General features: G+C 54.7%; 16 protein-coding genes. 3 read left to right on the top strand and 13 right to left on the bottom strand.

Annotated elements, in window-relative coordinates; translation table 11 throughout:
* The first annotated feature begins 1 nt into the window (after position 1).
* Positions 2-1801, top strand: coding sequence for a TrkH family potassium uptake protein (locus tag MKJ04_RS10855; protein WP_241641660.1), 1800 nt, complete (start codon positions 2-4; stop codon positions 1799-1801).
* A 210-nt stretch (positions 1802-2011) separates the two neighbouring features.
* On the opposite strand, the gene hemE is transcribed toward MKJ04_RS10855, so the two are convergent.
* From hemE to MKJ04_RS10840, 3 genes are all read right to left on the bottom strand, one after another.
* On the bottom strand, positions 2012-3052 hold the full coding sequence (gene hemE, locus MKJ04_RS10850) for a uroporphyrinogen decarboxylase (RefSeq protein WP_241641659.1): 1041 nt from the start codon (positions 3050-3052) through the stop codon (positions 2012-2014).
* A 211-nt stretch (positions 3053-3263) separates the two neighbouring features.
* Positions 3264-3887 (bottom strand): MarC family NAAT transporter, encoded by a 624-nt coding sequence (locus MKJ04_RS10845; protein ID WP_241641658.1) that lies wholly within the window; start codon positions 3885-3887, stop codon positions 3264-3266.
* A 40-nt stretch (positions 3888-3927) separates the two neighbouring features.
* Positions 3928-4176 carry a hypothetical protein gene (locus MKJ04_RS10840; RefSeq protein WP_241641657.1) on the bottom strand — a complete coding sequence of 83 codons (249 nt, stop codon included), beginning with the start codon at positions 4174-4176 and terminating at the stop codon, positions 3928-3930.
* 150 nt (positions 4177-4326) lie between these two features.
* On the opposite strand from MKJ04_RS10840, the gene MKJ04_RS10835 reads away from it, so the two are divergent.
* Both MKJ04_RS10835 and purE read left to right on the top strand, forming a co-directional pair.
* Entirely contained in the window at positions 4327-5457 is a 1131-nt protein-coding gene (locus MKJ04_RS10835; RefSeq protein ID WP_241641656.1) for a 5-(carboxyamino)imidazole ribonucleotide synthase, read from the top strand.
* A gap of 3 nt (positions 5458-5460) precedes the next feature.
* Positions 5461-5988, top strand: a complete 528-nt coding sequence (gene purE / locus MKJ04_RS10830) for a 5-(carboxyamino)imidazole ribonucleotide mutase (RefSeq protein ID WP_241641655.1) — start codon at positions 5461-5463, stop codon at positions 5986-5988.
* A 63-nt stretch (positions 5989-6051) separates the two neighbouring features.
* On the opposite strand, the gene MKJ04_RS10825 is transcribed toward purE, so the two are convergent.
* From MKJ04_RS10825 to MKJ04_RS10780, 10 genes are all read right to left on the bottom strand, one after another.
* A complete protein-coding gene (locus MKJ04_RS10825; protein WP_241641654.1) occupies positions 6052-7404 on the bottom strand; it encodes a hypothetical protein in 1353 nt (450 codons plus the stop codon).
* Between the two features lie 82 nt (positions 7405-7486).
* The gene (locus MKJ04_RS10820) at positions 7487-8557 is read right to left on the bottom strand and encodes a glycosyltransferase (RefSeq protein ID WP_241641653.1); all 1071 of its coding nucleotides are present in this window, start codon (positions 8555-8557) and stop codon (positions 7487-7489) included.
* On the bottom strand, positions 8542-9540 hold the full coding sequence (locus MKJ04_RS10815) for a glycosyltransferase family 2 protein (protein ID WP_241641652.1): 999 nt from the start codon (positions 9538-9540) through the stop codon (positions 8542-8544). Before MKJ04_RS10815 ends, MKJ04_RS10820 begins: the two co-directional genes overlap by 16 nt.
* Before the next feature lie 51 nt (positions 9541-9591).
* A complete protein-coding gene (locus tag MKJ04_RS10810; RefSeq protein WP_241641651.1) occupies positions 9592-10608 on the bottom strand; it encodes a glycosyltransferase family 2 protein in 1017 nt (338 codons plus the stop codon).
* Positions 10601-11533 (bottom strand): glycosyltransferase family 2 protein, encoded by a 933-nt coding sequence (locus MKJ04_RS10805; protein ID WP_241641650.1) that lies wholly within the window; start codon positions 11531-11533, stop codon positions 10601-10603. The genes MKJ04_RS10810 and MKJ04_RS10805 overlap by 8 nt, the downstream gene beginning before the upstream one ends.
* 7 nt (positions 11534-11540) lie before the next feature.
* Positions 11541-12560 carry a polysaccharide deacetylase family protein gene (locus tag MKJ04_RS10800; RefSeq protein WP_241641649.1) on the bottom strand — a complete coding sequence of 340 codons (1020 nt, stop codon included), beginning with the start codon at positions 12558-12560 and terminating at the stop codon, positions 11541-11543.
* Positions 12557-14182 carry a glycosyltransferase gene (locus MKJ04_RS10795; RefSeq protein ID WP_241641648.1) on the bottom strand — a complete coding sequence of 542 codons (1626 nt, stop codon included), beginning with the start codon at positions 14180-14182 and terminating at the stop codon, positions 12557-12559. The genes MKJ04_RS10800 and MKJ04_RS10795 overlap by 4 nt, the downstream gene beginning before the upstream one ends.
* Positions 14179-15471 (bottom strand): glycosyltransferase family 2 protein, encoded by a 1293-nt coding sequence (locus MKJ04_RS10790; protein ID WP_241641647.1) that lies wholly within the window; start codon positions 15469-15471, stop codon positions 14179-14181. Before MKJ04_RS10790 ends, MKJ04_RS10795 begins: the two co-directional genes overlap by 4 nt.
* Positions 15472-15484: 13 nt before the next feature.
* Positions 15485-16765 (bottom strand): ABC transporter ATP-binding protein, encoded by a 1281-nt coding sequence (locus MKJ04_RS10785; protein ID WP_241641646.1) that lies wholly within the window; start codon positions 16763-16765, stop codon positions 15485-15487.
* A 7-nt stretch (positions 16766-16772) separates the two neighbouring features.
* Positions 16773-17630 carry an ABC transporter permease gene (locus tag MKJ04_RS10780; protein ID WP_241641645.1) on the bottom strand — a complete coding sequence of 286 codons (858 nt, stop codon included), beginning with the start codon at positions 17628-17630 and terminating at the stop codon, positions 16773-16775.
* Between the last annotated feature and the right edge of the window lie 278 nt (positions 17631-17908).

Here is a 17908-nt window from a genome sequence, read left to right as displayed (position 1 = left end):
AATGAATACAGAGTCGTTAAACAGATATTTATACGGCAGCAAGTTGACGGCGTATACGCTCATGCGCCGCACCACTTACATCCTGACATTACTGGCCATTGGCTTGCTTATTTACGCGCACGGGGTGGTGGAGAGCCCGGTGCGGCTGCGGGTGCTCTTTTACGCCATCGACGGCATACTGGCCATCTTCGTTATCATCTACTTCCTCCGCATCCTGTATGCCTTTGAGCGGGTCAAGTTCCTGCGGCGCACCTGGTTCGAGGGGGTACTGATGGGGATTATCTTCCTGAACGAGGTCTTTACCTACGGGCTGAATTTCCCGCTCATCTACAATGTGTTTGAGGGTATGGGAATCCCGCTCTCGGTGGAGCTTTACCGTGTGGTGGTGTCGCTGTATATGCTGGTGCTGCTGATTGTGGAGCTGCTGGAGACGCGCGTGCACCTGAAGACCATGCAGCTGAAGCCCTCGCTCACCTTCCTGCTCAGCTTTATCCTGCTGGTGCTGATGGGCACCGGCCTTTTTATGCTGCCCAAAATGACGAACTCGCCCGACGGCATCAGGTTTCTGGACGCGCTCTTTATGGCCACCAGCGCCTCTTGCGTAACGGGGCTGGCGGTGGTAGACCCCGGCACTTATTTTACCTTCGCCGGACAGGTGGTGCTCCTGATGCTGATTCAGATGGGCGGCCTGGGCATCCTGACGTTTGCGACGTTCTTCGCCTCGCTCATGCGGCAGGGGGTGGGTATCAAGCAGCACGTGGCCATGCACGAGCTGCTCGACAGCGAGTCGCTTTTCTCGACCAAGAGCCTCATGCGGAAACTCATTTTCCTGACGCTCACCATCGAGGGCATCGGTGCGGTGGCGATTTTCCTGACCTGGGGCATGGACGTGCCGTTCACCAACCTGGGCAGCAAGATTTTCTTCTCGATTTTCCACTCGGTGTCTGCTTTCTGCAACGCGGGCTTCTCGCTTTATCCGGAGGGCTTGTATACCCAGCCCATACGCTTTGCCTACGTCCTGCACCTGGTAATCGCGATGCTGATCATTTTCGGGGGGCTTGGCTTCCCCACAATCCTGGATGTGCTGTCGCCGAAGAACATGCGCATCCGTATGCAGATGCCCTGGAAGAACTGGAAAATGCTCTCCCGGGTGACGATTTATACCTCTGCGGCCCTGCTGGCGCTGGGCACGGTTGGCTTTTTCCTGTTGGAGTACTTTAACACGCTCTCCAGCCTGGGCTTTGTGGAAGCCCTGATCGCCTCCTTTTTTCAGTCCGTAACTACACGTACGGCGGGGTTTAACACCGTGGACATCTCCGCCCTGACGGTGCCAACCCTGCTGCTCTTTACCTTCCTGATGTTTATCGGGGCATCGCCGGGTTCTACGGGGGGAGGTATAAAAACCACCACGTTCACAGTGATTCTCTTTGCCGTGGCCACCACCATCCGGAACAAGCGCAACATGGAGATCGGGCACCGCACCATCCCGCACTCTGTGGCGTACAAGGCGTTCTCGGTGTTTACCTTTGCGGCCATCATCAACATTCTTTTCATCTTCATCCTTTCCATCAGCGATGCCCAGTTCGATATTATCAAGCTGGCCTTCGAGCAGGTATCGGCCTTTGCCACCGTGGGCCTGAGCACCGGAATCACTGCCGGCCTATCGGATGTGGGCAAGTGCGTGATCATCCTGTCGATGTACCTGGGCAGGGTAGGCACGCTAACCCTGGCACTTGCGCTCAGCACCCGCGCGTACTCCACCGCCTACAAGTACCCGGAAACGCAGCTGGCCGTAGGGTAATTAGAGAGGTAGCGAGTTTGAGAGTTAGAAAGTTAGAGGGTTATAGTGTTTGATGGCGTAGCATATATGGCACAAGCGGACGCTTGCGCCAGTAGAATCTCTCAGAATTCAGACACCAGATTTATATATACTGACCTACTGAAAAAGGCCCGCAATATTGCGGGCCTTTTTCAGTAAGTATAGGCAGGAGATACGTTTTCCTCTAATTCTCTAACTTTTTGCCACTTGCCCAAACTCCTTTACGGTTTGCACAAAGCATTTTACTTTTTCCGGGTCTGTGTCGGGGTATACGCCGTGGCCCAGGTTGGCAATGTGGCGCTGGGGGCCGAAAGCCCGCAGCATCTTGATCGTTTCGTGCTGGATGGTATCGAAAGAGCTGTATAACAGGCAAGGGTCCATGTTGCCTTGCAGCGTTTTGTTCGGGCCAACCTGCTGGCGGGCTGTGGCAATTTCCATGTTCCAGTCGAGGCCGATGGTTTCGCAGTTCAATTTGCTGAAATCCTCAAGGGAAAAGAAAGCGCCTTTGGCAAACACCGTCACTGGCACGTTCTGGATGGCATCGCAAATCTCGGCGATGTAGGGCAGGGCGAACTCGCGGTAATGCGACGGCGACAGGATGCCCGCCCAGGAATCAAACACCTGAATCAGGTTGGCGCCTGCCTCTACCTGCGCCTGCAGGTAGGCAATGGTGGTATCCGTGATCATGCGGAGCATCTGGTGTGCCAGCCGCGGGTTGGTATAGAGCATGCCCCGCGCCTGTGAGAACGTTTTGGAACCGCTGCCCTCTACCATATAGGCCATGATCGTCCAGGGGGCACCGGCGAAACCGATGAGCGGCACCCGACCGTTCAGTCCTCTTTTCGTTACCCGGATGGCGTCCAGCACGTAGTGCAGGTGCTCGTGCGGGTCGGCCACGCGCAGTTTTTTCAGGTCGGCCTCGGTGCGGATTGTTTTTGGGAAATAAGGTCCGCGCTTCTCTATCATTTCGTAAGTGCAGCCCATTGCCTCGGGCACCACCAAAATGTCTGAGAAAATAATGGCGGCGTCCACATCCAGTATGTCCACGGGTTGTATCGTGACTTCGGCGGCCAGTTCCGGCGTTTCCACCAGTTCTTTAAAACCGCTCAGGCTGTTGCGCACCGCGCGGTATTCCGGTAAAATGCGGCCAGCCTGGCGCATGAGCCACACGGGGGTGCGCTCCACTTTCTCGCCTCTGGCGGCCCTCAATAGCAGATCGTTCTTCAGTTGCATGCCGCAAAGATACAAGAAAGTTGTTGATTGTTTGTGGTTGATTGCCGAATGGCTGCGAGCTATATATAAACAGAAGCAGCTGTACCAGACGGTAACGCTGCCGTCGCAAACGTGGCAGCTAAATAGTGAGAGGATTCAGGAAGTATAGATTTATCAACCCCTACCTATTTAACAATCAACAATTAGCAACCAACAATTAACAACCACCAAACTACCTTTCGGTAAAGAACAGGGCGATAAGGGCCGTGACGATGAAGTTTACGCCGATGGACAAGACTATGAAACCCATGATGCGGGAGAGTGCTGCCAAGCCGGATTTGCCCATGAAGCGCGTGAGCTGGTGCGAGGAGCGCAGGATGAAGTAGCTCACCGCCGCCAACAGGATAATGCCCACCAGAATGGAGAGCATGTTGAGGACGGAGAGTGAAGTAGTGAACAGGCCGATGCTAACCGCGATGGAGCCGGGACCGGAGAGCATGGGCATTGCCAGCGGCGTGAAGGAAATGTCGTCTTTCAGCTGGCCCTCTTCCACCACCTCCGGCGAGATTTTTTTCTTGTTGGCCCCCGGCGTCATCAGGTCAAAACCCGCCCGCATGATCATGAGGCCCCCGGCAATGCGCAGGTCGTGTATCCGGATTCCGAAGAAGTTGAGGACATACTGCCCTGTCAGAAAAAACACCGCCAGGATGCCCACCATATATAAACAGGCCTTCAGGGCCTGCTGGTTGCGCTGCTCCGGGGTGTCGTCCTGCGTCAGGGTGAGGAACACGGGCATGGCCCCAAAGGGGTTTACCACAGAGAACAAGGCAGAAAAGGTGGCCAGTATGATTTCCATAGGGGTGAATAGGCGATCGAAAGGCGCAAGCTAGTCAGAATTAATGTAAAATGTACCAGTACAGCACCAGATCATACACCAGCAAGGCGAGCAACGTGGGGTAGTACTCGTCGCGGGAACTGTCGCCCAGCACCAGGTACCCGGCCAGGGCAAGGCTTATCAGCTGAAACGGCATGATCAATAGGTTCGTGTTTGGGGTATTGCCCATGTGCCACACCATATGGAGTATGATAAGGAACATGGGGACATGGAATAGTACCATCATGCTGCGCACCAATTTCTGTGACATAAGCATTTGCATTAGTTTCCTCCAATATATAAGTTTCTGTATAAAAAAACAAACCTATACATCGGGTGCAACATTATCCTCTGGCAAGAGGGAGGGAGGTTCGCCTATAATCCGTATTTTTGAGGAAATATCAATTAAACCAAACGCTACATGAAAGGAGAAATAAAGCTTGGCATCCTGGGCGGCGGGCAGCTGGGCCGCATGCTGATGCAGGCCGGACTCGATTTTAACCTGTACACGCTGGTGCTGGACCCTGACGAGAACGCGCCTTGCAAAGATATCTGCAACGAGTTTTACGTGGGCAGCTTCCGCGATTTCGACACGGTGTATGAATTTGGCAAAAACTGCGATATCCTGACCATCGAGATTGAGCACGTGAACGCCGACGCGCTGGAGAAACTGGAGCAGGAGGGGGTGAAGGTATACCCGGACGCGAAAACGGTGCGCACCATCCAGGACAAGGGACTACAGAAGGAGTTTTACAAAAAGCACAGCATCCCGACCTCCGATTTTATACTGCTGAAAGACCAGACCGAGCTTGACCAGAACGCGGGCTTTCTGCCTGCCTTTCAGAAGCTGCGCCGCGAGGGCTACGACGGCCGCGGCGTGACGCGCCTGACCAGCCCCGCCGACTTTGGCAAGGCCTTCGCGGAGCCCTCGCTGCTGGAGAAACTGGTGGACTTTGAGAAGGAGATTTCCGTGATCGTGGCCCGGAACGCCAACGGCGAGGTAACGGCCTTTCCGGTGGTGGAACTGAGCTTCCATCCGGAGCACAACCTGGTCGACTCGCTTTTCGCGCCAGCCAACGTGCCCTACAAGCTACAGCGCCTGGCCATCGAGATCGCCACCCGCGTGATCGAGGCGTTCGGGATGGTGGGGATTCTGGCGGTGGAGATGTTCCTCACGAAAGACGGCCAGATTCTGGTGAACGAGGTGGCACCGCGTCCGCACAACAGCGGGCATCATACCATCAAAGCCAACTATACCTCACAGTATGAGCAGCACCTGCGGGCCATCCTGAACCTGCCCCTGGGCTCGACCGAAATCCAGAGCGCGGCCGTGATGCTGAACCTGCTGGGTGAGCCGGGCTACGACGGCGAGGCGGCCTACGAGGGATTGCAGGAAGCATTGGCGGTTCCGGGCGTCTACATCCACCTTTACGGAAAGAAGTACACGCGGCCTGCGCGCAAGATGGGGCACATCACGGTGCTGGGCACCAACCTAGAAGAGGCGCAGCAGCGCGCCGCAGCCATTAAAAATGTCATCAAAGTAAAAGCATAGAACATGTCCGAAGCAAACACAAACACACAGCCACTGGTAGGCATCATCATGGGCAGCCAGTCTGACCTGAAAGTGATGGAGGCCGCAGCCGATATCCTGGAAATCCTGCAGGTGCCGTATGAACTGACAATCGTGTCGGCGCACCGCACGCCGCACCGCATGCTGGAGTATGCCGAAAGTGCCCGCAAAAAAGGACTTAAGGTGATCATCGCCGGCGCGGGCGGGGCTGCGCATTTGCCCGGTATGGTGGCCTCGCTCACCACCCTGCCCGTGATCGGGGTGCCGGTTAAATCGAGCAATTCGATAGATGGCTGGGACTCGGTGCTGTCGATCCTGCAGATGCCCGGTGGTATACCCGTAGCCACTGTGGCGCTCAACGGCGCGCAGAACGCTGGCATCCTGGCCGCCCAAATCCTGGGCACTGCCAACGCCGCCACCGCCGACCGACTGGAGAAGTACAAAACCAGCCTGAAGGACAAGGTGATGCGCTCCGTGGAAGAACTGCGTAGAGGGGATCGGGACGAGGATTAAAACCGTCTAACTCTGATTTGCCCTTTCCTGCCAAGCCCCGCTGCCAGAAGCTATTCGACTGTTTCAGGTAGCCGGGCTTGCCTGTTCTTCGGCATAGGTTGGTTTAGTCGCGCCCTCATTCCTGGCACGAAGCGGAGTATGGTATAAGTCCCTGACCAATGCCAACAGCAAACAGGCGAAAGCAACAAACGCAAGCTCTTGGGTATAGGCCTTATAAAAGACGAGAGCAGCCGCAAGCAGTATAAACCAGGTTATAACCAGGGCGCGGCTCCAACTATCCTTCGTTGCAGACACCAGCCCATAGCAGAGTCCCGCTGCTGCTGCGACAGCCGTATACGTGATGATGATGGCAGGCAGATGGCCAATCGACGTTTCCCATACCGAATAAGCATATAGATTACTGCCATAAACCAGCGACAGCGCAAAACTGAAAAGCGCCAGCATGAGTTGGAGCGATAGATGATACCCGGGAGTTACCGTGTAATGGAGGTAAAAACTGACAAGCGCCGCGACAAAAGCAACCCCACTCGGGAACCAGTTGGCCGGAATCCCCTGGTCCCGTTCCATTGTCTCGTCAAGCCCGAACGCCACGGCTGCAAAACCGGCGGCTAGGGCGGCGATAGCAGCGAGCAGGTAGCTGAAAAAAGAGTTTCCGCTGAAAGAGAGTGTAAGGCTGCTGTGTGAGGTATGGGGCTGCTGCTTAGGTTGGTTCTGCTCCTTTAAACTGTATACGGCATAGCGCGTTGTGGCAAATAAGAAGCATGTTGAGGCGATAATCTCAGACCCTTCCTCGAGTAACAGAAGCCAGATGGGCCTTACCCACAGAGAAGGATCGGGCGCAGCCCTGTAGGCGCTGACCTCGTAGTTTTCCTGCAGTGGGTTGCTGAGAAAGAGCAGCAGGCCAACCACGGCAAAGGCCGCTGCCCACCCGGAGCGGGCCAGGCGTAAGATGCTGAAGGCAAGCATAAACAGCCCAACAAGTGCAATAACTCCATAAAAAGCATTCCAGCCCGTGTTGCTGCCAAAAGTGTTCATCACTTCGGTGTCACCTATCGTTTCATGAAACGACCCGATCTCATCAAATGAGAGGACAGTGAAAATCAAACTGAAGCCCAGCCAGCCATAGCTTAAGACCCGTTCACGCCACTGGCTAAAACGCTGCCAGTCGGCCAGGAAGCAAACCACAGACATGAGCGCGACAGACAGCAGCAGCATGGAAGAGTACCAGGTAGCAACCGTGTTTTCCTTCGCCAGGTTCAGCAGGTGCAGCACCATGCGTATACTGTAGCGCTGTTCCGGTAGGGTATGGGCCGCCCATGTGCCAAGCAGCACCGCCAGGTTAGTGACCAACAATACACCTAGATAAAAGCGCAACGTAGCGATGGACAGCCGTAAAGTTAGTATTCGTTCCTGCATACCTTTTGGGTTTATGATGAGATACCTTATTTACGCTACATGCCGGGCTATACTACGTCGCTGGATCTTCCTGGCAAGGAGCTTACTGTAATTTCATTCTGATTTTCTTTGGTGAGGTATAGCTTGGCCTGCTTTCTTTCACAGCAGGTAACTTGCTTTGCTTAAATTTTAGAATTTTGGCAAAATTGGTTTCCATGGTGCGATACCGCCTGAAGCTTTTTAAACGGGCTTTGCAGGCCATCAGCTTCAGCGTGTTTATCTTCGCTTCGTCTGAGTTTGTGGAATAGTGTAGTTGGTTCAGGATCAAGTGGTAAAACTGCCGCAGATGCCGCAAAAAATGGTGCGTCAGCTTAAAGTAGAATACCGGCACCGTGTCTGCTGTTGAGTTGGTGATGATCTGATAGGGCATAAGCACCTCAAAACACTGGGCCCTTTCTTTGAAAAAGCGATCGTAATATGCCCATTCCAGACGTTTTTTAGGCATAAAGTGCTTGAACAGTAGCCTTTCGTCATACCAAATGTCATACCCGGCCAACACAAGGCCATAGCACATCTCATAGTCACCCCCGGAAGTGAGCTTGGAGGCCGACCTGTCTGTCAGCATCGGCTCAAAGCCAGCTGCAAAAAGCTCATCGAAGGCAGCCTTTCGGATAACGCAGCCTGCTCCATACACAGCGTTTCGCCATACTTTGCCTGATTGTTTTGCCTGCCGCCCATTAGCGAAAAGCGGGAGTGCCGCCGCCCAGGCTGAAGGCGGAACTTCGTAAACCAGCTCGCCATACCCGCCCAGCACCCCTATCGACTCATGCTCCTCCATAAGCTCATGCGCTATACCAACATAGTTTGGGGCCAGCCAATTGTCGTCATCACAAAACAGAATGTAGGAATATCTCGCCTCTTTAAGCGCTAGCTCGCGGGCAAAGGTGAGGCCCTGGCGTGGTTGGTGCAAAAGCGAGAAAGCGACATCCTGCCGGTGTTTGGCCCATTCCGCCCGGATCACTTCGGATGTGTTGTCAGTAGAGGCGTTGTCTACCACGATCACCTCCCAGGATATATGGGGAGGCACCTGCTGCTGTGCGATGTGCGCAAGCGTTTCAGGAAGCAAGCTGGCACCGTTGTAGGTGCACACAACAATGGTTATACCGTTTTCCATAGGGTATGCAGGAGAATCTTAGCGTATACTTGAGCAATTTTATAATAAAGATGAGGCGTTTTATAGAGCCGCAGGGCCTGCGTTACCTGCACCTGCACGAGCTGGCGGCTATGCAGCCGGCGCCAAAGCTGGTTTGCTATTTTAATCCCGTAGTGGGCGTAATAGGTTCTGGATTTTTTCAGGATCGCTTTCCGCTGATCCTGGGGCAGATGGTGCTGAATGAGCTCCATGGCCTGCGCCAGGTCCTGCAGGTACTGGCCCGTGAGGTATTTCTCCCCAGATATGGAGGTGGCGTGTTTCCGGTAATCGGCCAGGACGGTGGGCGTGTAGGCCACCGGGTATTCGCGGGCTATCCGGGTCCACATCTCCCAATCCTCCCCGTAGGTGAGGGCGTAGAACCCGCCGAGCTTCTCATACACTTCCCGTCGGATGGTGATGGCCGCGTACTGGATGCGCTGGCGCTCCGCTATTTTCTGAAGCCAGCCTTCCAGAATGCCCTCTTCGCGCATCTCCCGGCGCTGCATAAACAAGTCAGCGCCTGTATGGTCTATGTAATTAAACCTGCAGAAGGCAGCCCCAGCATCAGGGTATCTTTTAAACAGCTGCTGCATCGTGGCGTAGTACCCGTCCCGCACTTTGTCATCGCCGTGTAAGATATGCAGCAATTTCCCTTGCGCCCGGTTCAGGCATGTCTCAAAGTTCCGGAGGCTTCCCACATTTTCTGCCTGCCTGTAGTACTTCACCCTTCCCTTGCCAATCGCTGCGACCAAGGCTTCTACATCGGCATCTGTGCTGGCATCGTCCACCACCTCTATTTGCATGGTTTCTTCCGAAATCTGCTGCTGCAACACGCTCTGCAGCGTTTCCTTGAGGTAGTGCGCGCAATTATACACCGGGATCATTACAGACCACAGTGGCCGGTTGACCACTTCGGGGCCTATCGGCAATATCTGGGGAGGGGAAGAAAGCGTGCGACAACTCATAAGGAAAACCAACTAAGCATGAATATAAGGTTCTATTTTAAATGAAAATATTTATACGGATAAAGCAGGCTTTTTGAACAGCTTCTTCACTTTTGCCTTCAGGACCTGAACGGCGTACCCAGACCGAACCGATAAAAGTCCTCCTTTGAAAGGGGGCAAACGCTGGATGTAATAGGCCAGTATGAAGTTGCGCTTATACCGGGCGGCCTTCCTGATGGAGGCATTGTCGTGGTTCACGTTTTCTGACGCTAGCACGCACTGTGTTATATGGTCCAGTTCCCGGATACAGGCCAGCACCCGCGTAACGCTTCCACTGGTCAGCAAAGGTTCGAAATTGTGCTGGTAGCTCTCCAAAAAGTCGGAGGGAACGGTATGGCCGTTACCGGTATAATACCGCACGTTGCGCAGCATCTGCGCGAGCTGGGCCTCGGCATACTCTTCCTTTCTCAGGACCTGATGCAGGCTCTGACTGGTGGTGCGGTAATCCAGCAGCACCTCGGGCAGGTTATACAGCACGTGCCGCCGCGACAGTTGCCAAAAGAGCTCGTAGTCCTCGGCATACGCGGCGGTATACATCCCGATTTCGAGAACGGCCTGCTTCCGGTACAGCACGGTAGGGTGGTATATCCAGCAGATGAAGATGAGGTTGTAATAGAAAAACTCACTTCTGAACTTATCCTGGCGCACAAACAGGCCGTCTTCCGTAACCACACGCACCAGCGAGGAAACCATGGCACACTCGGAATGCGCCTGGAGGTAGGCATACTGCTTCTCCAGCCGCTCGGGGTAACTGATGTCGTCCGCGTCCATGCGGGCAATGTAGGGCGTTGAGGCCAGCTCAATCCCCCTGTTCAGGGTAGGGGAAATACCCATATTTTTTTCGTTCTGATAAAACCGGATGCGTGGGTCTGTGTAGGAGGCCACCATGGCCGCAGTGCCGTCTGTAGATCCATCGTCGATAATCAGGAATTCAAAATCTGAAAGCGTTTGGGCCAGGATGCTGTCGATGGCTTCGGCCAGGAAACGCTCCGCGTTGAAAACGGGCATAAGGACGGTCAGCTTAGGCATAGGCGGCGGCTTTCTTTTTAAGCTTGCGCAGGGCGCGTTTCAGCGTGCCCGGCAGCGTACTCGTGAAATAAAACAACCCGGGGTGATGGTATGGCTTTAGCGCCTGCTTCAGGAGTTTGTGCGTGGCGCTGTTTTGCACCTGGTGCTGCTGCAGGTATGAGCTGAACCACTCCAGGAAATGCTGTCGCACGGCATGGTACTGCCCGTCCTGGTGTACCTGCTGCACAATAGAGCCTGCGCGTTGCCTGTACAGGTTGCTGCTGGCCGACGAAATATAGGTGCTGGCCTGTAGGTATACCTTGTTCAGGAAAGCCTGGTCCTCATAAAGCTGGAACTGTTTTGTAAAAGACTCCTCAAAGCCCCCTACCTGCAGGATGGCCTCTTTGGTGAGCATTAACCCGGATGGGCAGGGGGCTGCGCCGCTCCCCAGGGGGTATAAATAACCCATGAGTTGCGAAGGGTGATATACCTGCTCCGGTGGAGCGCCCACTGCAATCGTTATGTCTTTCTTGGCCGGGTCCTCCCAGCTATACCAATAGGTGGAGGCCTCCGCGACCATGCCAAGGGAAGGATGCTGCTCAAAAATCCGCACCTGGCAGGAGAGTTTTTCCGGGAGCCATACATCGTCAGCGTCCAGAAAGGCGACCAGCGTGCCTCCGGCTTGCGCAATGCCCCTGTTTCTGCTGGCGCTCAGGCCTTTGTTGGCATGGCCTTCGTGCTCCAGGTAGTGGATCTTGCCAGGGTTTTCAGCGGCGTGCTGTCGCGCGATCCCGGAACTGCGGTCCGTTGAGCCATCATCCACCAAAAGCAGCTCCCAATGGGTATACCGCTGTTGCAGCACACTGGCTATTGCCTCTCCTAAAAACTTTTCTTCGTTCAGGAAAGCGATCACGATGGAGACTAAGGGAGTATATGGGTGCTTCATGATGGTGCTATCGTTTGTTCAGCCAAGTGCCTAGCTGCGCGGCAAAGTCGTGCCCTGACCTGTTTTTCACCTGCATCCTGCCAAGTGTATATAGGTGCGACTGTTTTCGAAGGGCTTTTTCCTCGGTCGTCATTGCCGCCGTAAAGCCCGCCTCGGCGGCGGCGGCCTTCGTTTCGTGGTTGTAGTTCCCGTAGGGGTAGGCAAGCAACGGCACCTCCGTACCAGTTATGGCCTCCAGCTGTTGTTTGTTTTCACAGAGTTCCTGCACCTGCACCGCTTTGGCATGGAACGCCAGTGCGGCATGCGTCACGGTGTGCGCGCCAATCTCGAACAGCGGGCTTTGGCTGAGCTGCCGCAGTTGCTGCGCTGTCATGGCTTTGTAGTGTGGGCGCGCAGCATAGGCCCAACCGGCCCAGTTGCGGATATGCTGCAGCAGGTGTTGCTGTGCCTGGTGCGGCAATGGTTTCAGCTGTTGCCACAGGGCATAAAAAAGGCGTGCACGCAGCGTGGGCGGGGCCTCGGCGCATGCATCCCAATGGCAGTGCACGCGTTGCATCGCTGGCGTTAGCTGCGTTTCGTGCTGCAAGTCAAAGGTATAGGCCGGTTCGCCGGGCATGTTGGTATAGGTTTGGGGCAGCACCGGGGCAAACAGGAGCGTATGTTCCAGTTCATCCCACCAGAACTCAGCCTCGGTGTCTGTATTGCCCGAGGCGATAAAGAATGTGGCGGGGAGCCGGTATTTCTCCAGCAGCGGTTTGGCTGTCAGGAAATTATCGGCATACCCATCGTCGAAGGTGATCGCGACGACGTTCTTTGGGAGCTTCCCGTCTGCGACACCCTTCACCAGTTCGGAGAGGGGTATAACATTTCCTTTCTTTTGCAGGAACTGCAACTGCTGTTCAAAGTTTTCGGGCGAAACGGCAATGTCCCATATATCCGCGTCGGGCACCGCAACACGGTGGTACATCAGTACCAGCGCCTTGTGCTCAAAAAGCATCTTCAGGGTATGAAGTAATCTCTTTTTCAAGCGAGGGGTGCCTTCACAGCTTTTACAGTCACGATGACCTGATAATGGGGGTCGTTAAAGTCCAGCTTGGCCTTCGGAACCTCAGGCAGGCCCATGCCATACAGGAAGGCGGTGGCGGCAAACACATTTCCGAAGCAGTTCACCTCAGTGGCGGCCCCCGAAAAGGTTTCTGTCATCAGCCTGCGCATGGCCTTGTCTGTGAACGCCCAATACCACGTCTCCTTCCACTCGCCCTGGTCGATAGGGGTGATGCCCGGCACGGTCAGGAGCAGCGTGCCGCCCGGTTTGAGCACGCGGTGGCAGGTGCGGAGCGCGCCCTTAAAGTCGTAGATCAGGTGCAGCGTCTGCGTCAGGACGATGCAGTCGAAGGTATTGTCGGGCAGCTGCGGCGCATCGCTGATGTCTCCTACAAAAGTGGCCTTGGGGTTGCTGGCATCCACATGCAGGATATCGCTTTGGGCTACGTTCTGGCCCCCGAATTGGAGGGTATACTCATTGTCCCCGATCTCCAGCACCCGGCCGCAAATGCTGGCCGACTCTTGCTGCAGGAAGTTCTCAATGTAGTAGCGGTCCACGGGGCCGCCTCGGTCATAGCCAAAGCTTTTGCTGAAAGGCTGGTTTCTGTTCAAATCTCCTGCCCGTACCTGACCGGGAGCGGGGGTGTACTTCTTGAGCATGCCTATCTTTTGCAGCAGCCTTAACCCAAGTGCGGGGGTGTTTTTCTTTATTTTTGACTTGATCATGGCAGTAGGTTGCATAAGCATGTAGTTTAAAAACAGGGATGGTTTGTGCCGTAGCAGGGTATAGATTCCTGCTTTTGTGAGCAGGCTTTTGTTGTTTAGTAACTTGGTATACAGTTCTTTGCAATAGTAATCGCTCCAAACGCGCTGTCCTCGCCGGAATGCCTTTTTCTCAGCCTCCGATTTTAGATTGCCGTGCTGCCGGGCCAGTACCTGCAGCACCGTCCCCAGCATCGCGGGGATGTTGGCCGACATGTTGGTGGTATGGAGCCGGTAGGCGGCAATTCTGCCCGCATGATGGTATACTGGGTGCGTGCGGGCAATTTTCAGGTAAAGGTCATAGTCCTCGCATCTTTTGAGGGTGGTGTCATACTGTATCTCCTCGAAAACCCAGCGCCTGTACATAACGGTGGCATGCATGCCAATGTAGTTGCCTTGCAGCAGGTGCTGGTAGTGGTTGCCTTTTACTTCAGCGATGTCCTCCCGCGTGATGCCCTCATCCACAAACACCTTGTCGTGCCCCCCCGACACAAAGGCAAGCTCCGGCTGCTGCTGCAGGTGCGTGGCGTTGGTGCGCAGGGCGTTGGGCAAAAGCCAGTCGTCGGCATCCAGAAACAGCAAAAACTCTCCGTGGCTGTGGCGGATGCCCGTGTTGCGCGCCGCAGACAGCCCCTGATTGCCCTGGTAAACATAGCGTACGCCCGGGCAACTCTCCGCCACTGCCTTTGTGTCGTCTGTAGAGCCGTCGTCTACCACCACGATTTCGACGGCAGGATACTCCTGGCTGCGGACGCTCTCCACTGCCTCTCGCAGGTACTGGCCATGGTTGTAGCACGTGATGATGGCCGACACCAATGGTTGGGATGGATGCTGGCCGGTCATGCCTGTACGCCCGGTTTAGGGTATGGGACTTTTCCCCTGTTTCTTTGGTAGTACAGTAAGCCCGACACAATGCCGCGCATCTCCGAGCCCACGGTTCTGAAACGGAAGTTATACCTCGGGAAGCCCTCGCAAAGCAACCGGAAATAATACCTGGGTATGGATGTCAACAAACGGTACCTGTAGTTTGCCGCCTGATAGTGCTGCTGCTGTGTGAGCGCCGCTGCCGTAAAGCCCCGCATGTAGCTAAACAGTTGCCTGTGTAGCGCCTTCAGCTCCTGGCGGTGTCGGTGGAAGACGATGGCCCTGGGGTTATACCGGATGGCATGGCCATGCAGCAGAATCCTGTACCACATCTCCGAGTCTCCGCTGCAACCGGCGGCCCCAACATCCAGAAGCTCATCGAAGTAGCCCACTGCATCCAGCACCGATTTTCGGAAGGCCATGTTCGCGCCCGCCCCAATTTCCCATACCGGAGGGCCCTTTGCCAGCGTGGCCTTAAAGTAGGCGCTATCATACGTCTTGTCGGTATACCCGCGGTTAAAGCTCCAGTGTTTTTCAAAGATCAGTTGGGCCTCCGTTTGCAACTCCGCTGCCAGCACCAAACCGGTCATGGCCGCGACGGCGGGATCCTGGAACGTCTGCCATACCTGGTATACCCACAGCGGATGCACCACTACGTCATCATCACAAAAGGCAACGACCTCGCAGACAGCGCTGGTCACGCCGGTGTTGCGTGCGATGTCCAGGCCACCCCGGGGCTCTTTCACGTACCGGACCCCGGCAAACTGCTCCACCACTCGGAAGGAAGCATCGTCTGTGGGCGCATTGTCCACCACCACGATCTCGTGTGGCTGGCATTGTAACGCCGAAAGTCTCGTCAGGCAGCTGTGTAAGTCAGCGGCCCTGTCGCGGGTACAGATCACAACGGATACCGGCACCGTGCCCGGAATCTCGTCTGGATGCCAGACCGAAAAGACGCTGGCCATCGCGGCAGCCCAAAGGGCAAAAGCGCCCTGCTTGAATAGCTGGAGCAGCTGGCTTGTCATTTCAGGCGTTTCCTGGGTATAAAAGCGCAGGGCAGGCGCAATTGCCTGAATGGTCTTCTGGTGAAAGGCATCAACTGAGAGCGGCTTCCCTGGCTTTAGGAAAAGATGCCCCAGCGCCATCTCCCGCCACCAGAACACGAGGTAGTTTCCTTGCCCGTTAAAGTGAAGGGAGGGCATGGCCAGCTGCTCGTTCAGGCGGATGTGGGTGATGGTATAGGGCGGATAAGCTTGCATAAGCGGCATGCGGTATAAACTGTTACTGAAGAACCATTTCTGTCTGCTCGAAGCGAAAGGGCAGCTTGGGGCGCACAGCTCCCCACCACTTGCCATACCACTGGATGTTCTCGCGGTAATCTTCCAGGTCAAACGAAAGGCACTCTTCCAAATAGAAAAGCTGCACCGAGGTGTCGCGCACAAAAATCAGGGAAATATAGTATGAGCCGTCGTTCAGGAAATTGCCCGGTATGGTGCACTCACCCTCTACCAGCCCCTTGTCGCAGGGCTGTGTGGGAGAGGGCACGTCGAAGATGCACTCGCCCCCGTAGGTGAACAGGTGCAGGCCAGCGCCGAGGACAATGCCATCCGTCAGGTTCCAGAAACTGAATTTCACGGTGAGTGGCGTCCTGATATCCAGCGGAGCGTCGTGGGCAAGGCGGTGGGGGATGAGCTCGACGGACTTGATGCGCACCCATTCGTTGCCAGGGGCTTCCTCTGGCGTCTTCCAGCTTTGCTTCATCTGGTGCTTCTGCACGCCAGAGATATACTTGTTCACCACCCGCGACACGTCTCCGATCTCCTTCATCTTGCCTTTTTCGAGCCATAGGGCCCTGTCACAGAGGTTTTGGATAGCCTGCATGCTATGGCTCACAAACAGAATGGTTCGCCCGTCGGTATGGGTGACCTCGCGCATTTTGCCCAGGCATTTCTTCTGGAAGTCAGCGTCGCCCACGGCCAATACCTCGTCCACAATGAGGATGTCTGGCTCGAGGTGGGCGGCCACCGCAAAGGCCAGGCGCACGTACATGCCCGAGGAATAGCGCTTCACAGGGGTGTCAATAAACTGCTCGATGCCGGAGAAGTCCACAATCTGGTCGAACTTGCTGCGGATCTCGCTTTTGCTCATGCCCAGAATATAGCCGCTCACATAAATGTTCTCTCTACCGGTAAGCTCCGGGTTAAAGCCGGTGCCTACCTCCAGCAAACTGCTCACTTTACCGATGCCTCGTACCGACCCTCTGGTCGGCCGCACGATCTTAGACATGATTTTCAGCAGCGTGGACTTGCCCGACCCGTTGCTGCCCACAATGCCAAGCGCCTCGCCACGTTTCACCTCAAAGCTCACATCCTGCAGCGCCCAAAGCGTTTGGTTGTTCATCTGCTGTGGGCTGTCATCTCCCAGTTTAAAGAAAGGGTCTTCCTTTTTCAGAATGCTGGTTGTCCACCAGTGCTGTATATCCTGCCGGAAAGAGCCGGTGCCGATGGTACCCAGGCGATACATTTTAGACAGCCTGTCAACCTCTATAACTACATCTCCCATAGTGTCTTTATACTACATCCATAAGTTTTGTGCCCTGCTTGTTGAACAGGAGCAGCGAGCCGGACAGCACCACAACCATGAATACAAAGCTGTAGAGCAGATGCCAGTGCGATACATACCCCTCGCCAAGCAGCGAAAGCCTGAACAACTCGAAAAGCGGGCTGAGCGGGTTTATCTTTACAATCCATTGCACTCCTTCGGGCACTGTGCTCAGCGGGAAGATAACCGGGGTCACGAACATCATCAGCCGTATGCCCAGGCTCACCAGGTTGGAGATGTCGCGGTACTTCGCCGTCAGGACAGAGAAGAGCAGCCCAAGCCCAAGCCCCATGCAGCCTAACATCAGCACAGCCAAGGGCACGGCAAAGACCCAGGCGCTGAAGGAAAGCTGCAGGTCTTTAAAGAGCCAATAGTAGGCGATAAACAGAAGGAGCATGGCCAGCTGCATCAGAAACCGAAACACGTGCGTCACGATCACGGATACCGGCATAATGATGCGGGGAAAGTAAACCTTGCTGAAAATCTGGGCATTGTCTCGGAAAGTGTTGGAGGTTCCGGAAAAGCTGTCGCTGAAGAAGTTCCAGAGCACGATACCCGAAAAGTAGAACAGCACAGGTGGCAGCGTGCCGGTGGGTATACCCACCATTTTGTCAAACACAACCACATAGGTGATTAGCGTCATGATGGGTTGGAACAGAATCCAGAAGGGACCAAGCACAGTTTGCTGGTAATTCAGGATAAAGTGGCGGCGCACCAAACTGGCTATCAGGTGCCGAAACGACCAGAGCTCCCGGAGGCTTTCCCCCCAATAGCTTGAAGAATTATCTATTTCCCACTCCCAATTTTTCTTTTCTGCGGTTAGCATGCTTCTTAACGTAATCTAATAATTTACAAATTTAGTACTGAAACAGGAGGGAATAGTTTTCAAGCGTTATAAAATACTCTAATTTATATTTTTATATATATACGATTTGTTATTTTAAATGTTTTAAGTATTGATTGTATTTTTATAGGTTATTTTCATCTAACGTGCGTGTTACGAAGTTAGGGTTTTGTGGTCGGGCGGGGAAGGGGCTGCATGATGTATACCATTGCACAAATCTGCCTTGAATGACAAAGTAACACAAGTTGCGATTGACAATC

Source organism: Pontibacter sp. E15-1 (assembly GCF_022601975.1).
Classification (GTDB): Bacteria; Bacteroidota; Bacteroidia; order Cytophagales; family Hymenobacteraceae; genus Pontibacter.
This window is presented reverse-complemented; position numbering and strand designations above follow the sequence as displayed.

Excerpts from the sequence above, each read along its gene's own strand:
- MKJ04_RS10785 (WP_241641646.1), bottom strand. The coding sequence starts at position 16,765 with ATGGGAGATGTAGTTATAGAGGTTGACAGGCTGTCTAAAATGTATCGC.
- MKJ04_RS10815 (WP_241641652.1), bottom strand. The coding sequence starts at position 9,540 with ATGAGTTGTCGCACGCTTTCTTCCCCTCCCCAGATATTGCCGATAGGC.
- MKJ04_RS10835 (WP_241641656.1), top strand. The coding sequence starts at position 4,327 with ATGAAAGGAGAAATAAAGCTTGGCATCCTGGGCGGCGGGCAGCTGGGC.
- MKJ04_RS10790 (WP_241641647.1), bottom strand. The coding sequence starts at position 15,471 with ATGCCGCTTATGCAAGCTTATCCGCCCTATACCATCACCCACATCCGC.
- MKJ04_RS10845 (WP_241641658.1), bottom strand. The coding sequence starts at position 3,887 with ATGGAAATCATACTGGCCACCTTTTCTGCCTTGTTCTCTGTGGTAAAC.
- MKJ04_RS10810 (WP_241641651.1), bottom strand. The coding sequence starts at position 10,608 with ATGCCTAAGCTGACCGTCCTTATGCCCGTTTTCAACGCGGAGCGTTTC.
- MKJ04_RS10795 (WP_241641648.1), bottom strand. The coding sequence starts at position 14,182 with ATGACCGGCCAGCATCCATCCCAACCATTGGTGTCGGCCATCATCACG.
- MKJ04_RS10805 (WP_241641650.1), bottom strand. The coding sequence starts at position 11,533 with ATGAAGCACCCATATACTCCCTTAGTCTCCATCGTGATCGCTTTCCTG.
- purE (WP_241641655.1), top strand. The coding sequence starts at position 5,461 with ATGTCCGAAGCAAACACAAACACACAGCCACTGGTAGGCATCATCATG.
- hemE (WP_241641659.1), bottom strand. The coding sequence starts at position 3,052 with ATGCAACTGAAGAACGATCTGCTATTGAGGGCCGCCAGAGGCGAGAAA.
- MKJ04_RS10780 (WP_241641645.1), bottom strand. The coding sequence starts at position 17,630 with ATGCTAACCGCAGAAAAGAAAAATTGGGAGTGGGAAATAGATAATTCT.
- MKJ04_RS10855 (WP_241641660.1), top strand. The coding sequence starts at position 2 with ATGAATACAGAGTCGTTAAACAGATATTTATACGGCAGCAAGTTGACG.
- MKJ04_RS10840 (WP_241641657.1), bottom strand. The coding sequence starts at position 4,176 with ATGTCACAGAAATTGGTGCGCAGCATGATGGTACTATTCCATGTCCCC.
- MKJ04_RS10825 (WP_241641654.1), bottom strand. The coding sequence starts at position 7,404 with ATGCAGGAACGAATACTAACTTTACGGCTGTCCATCGCTACGTTGCGC.
- MKJ04_RS10820 (WP_241641653.1), bottom strand. The coding sequence starts at position 8,557 with ATGGAAAACGGTATAACCATTGTTGTGTGCACCTACAACGGTGCCAGC.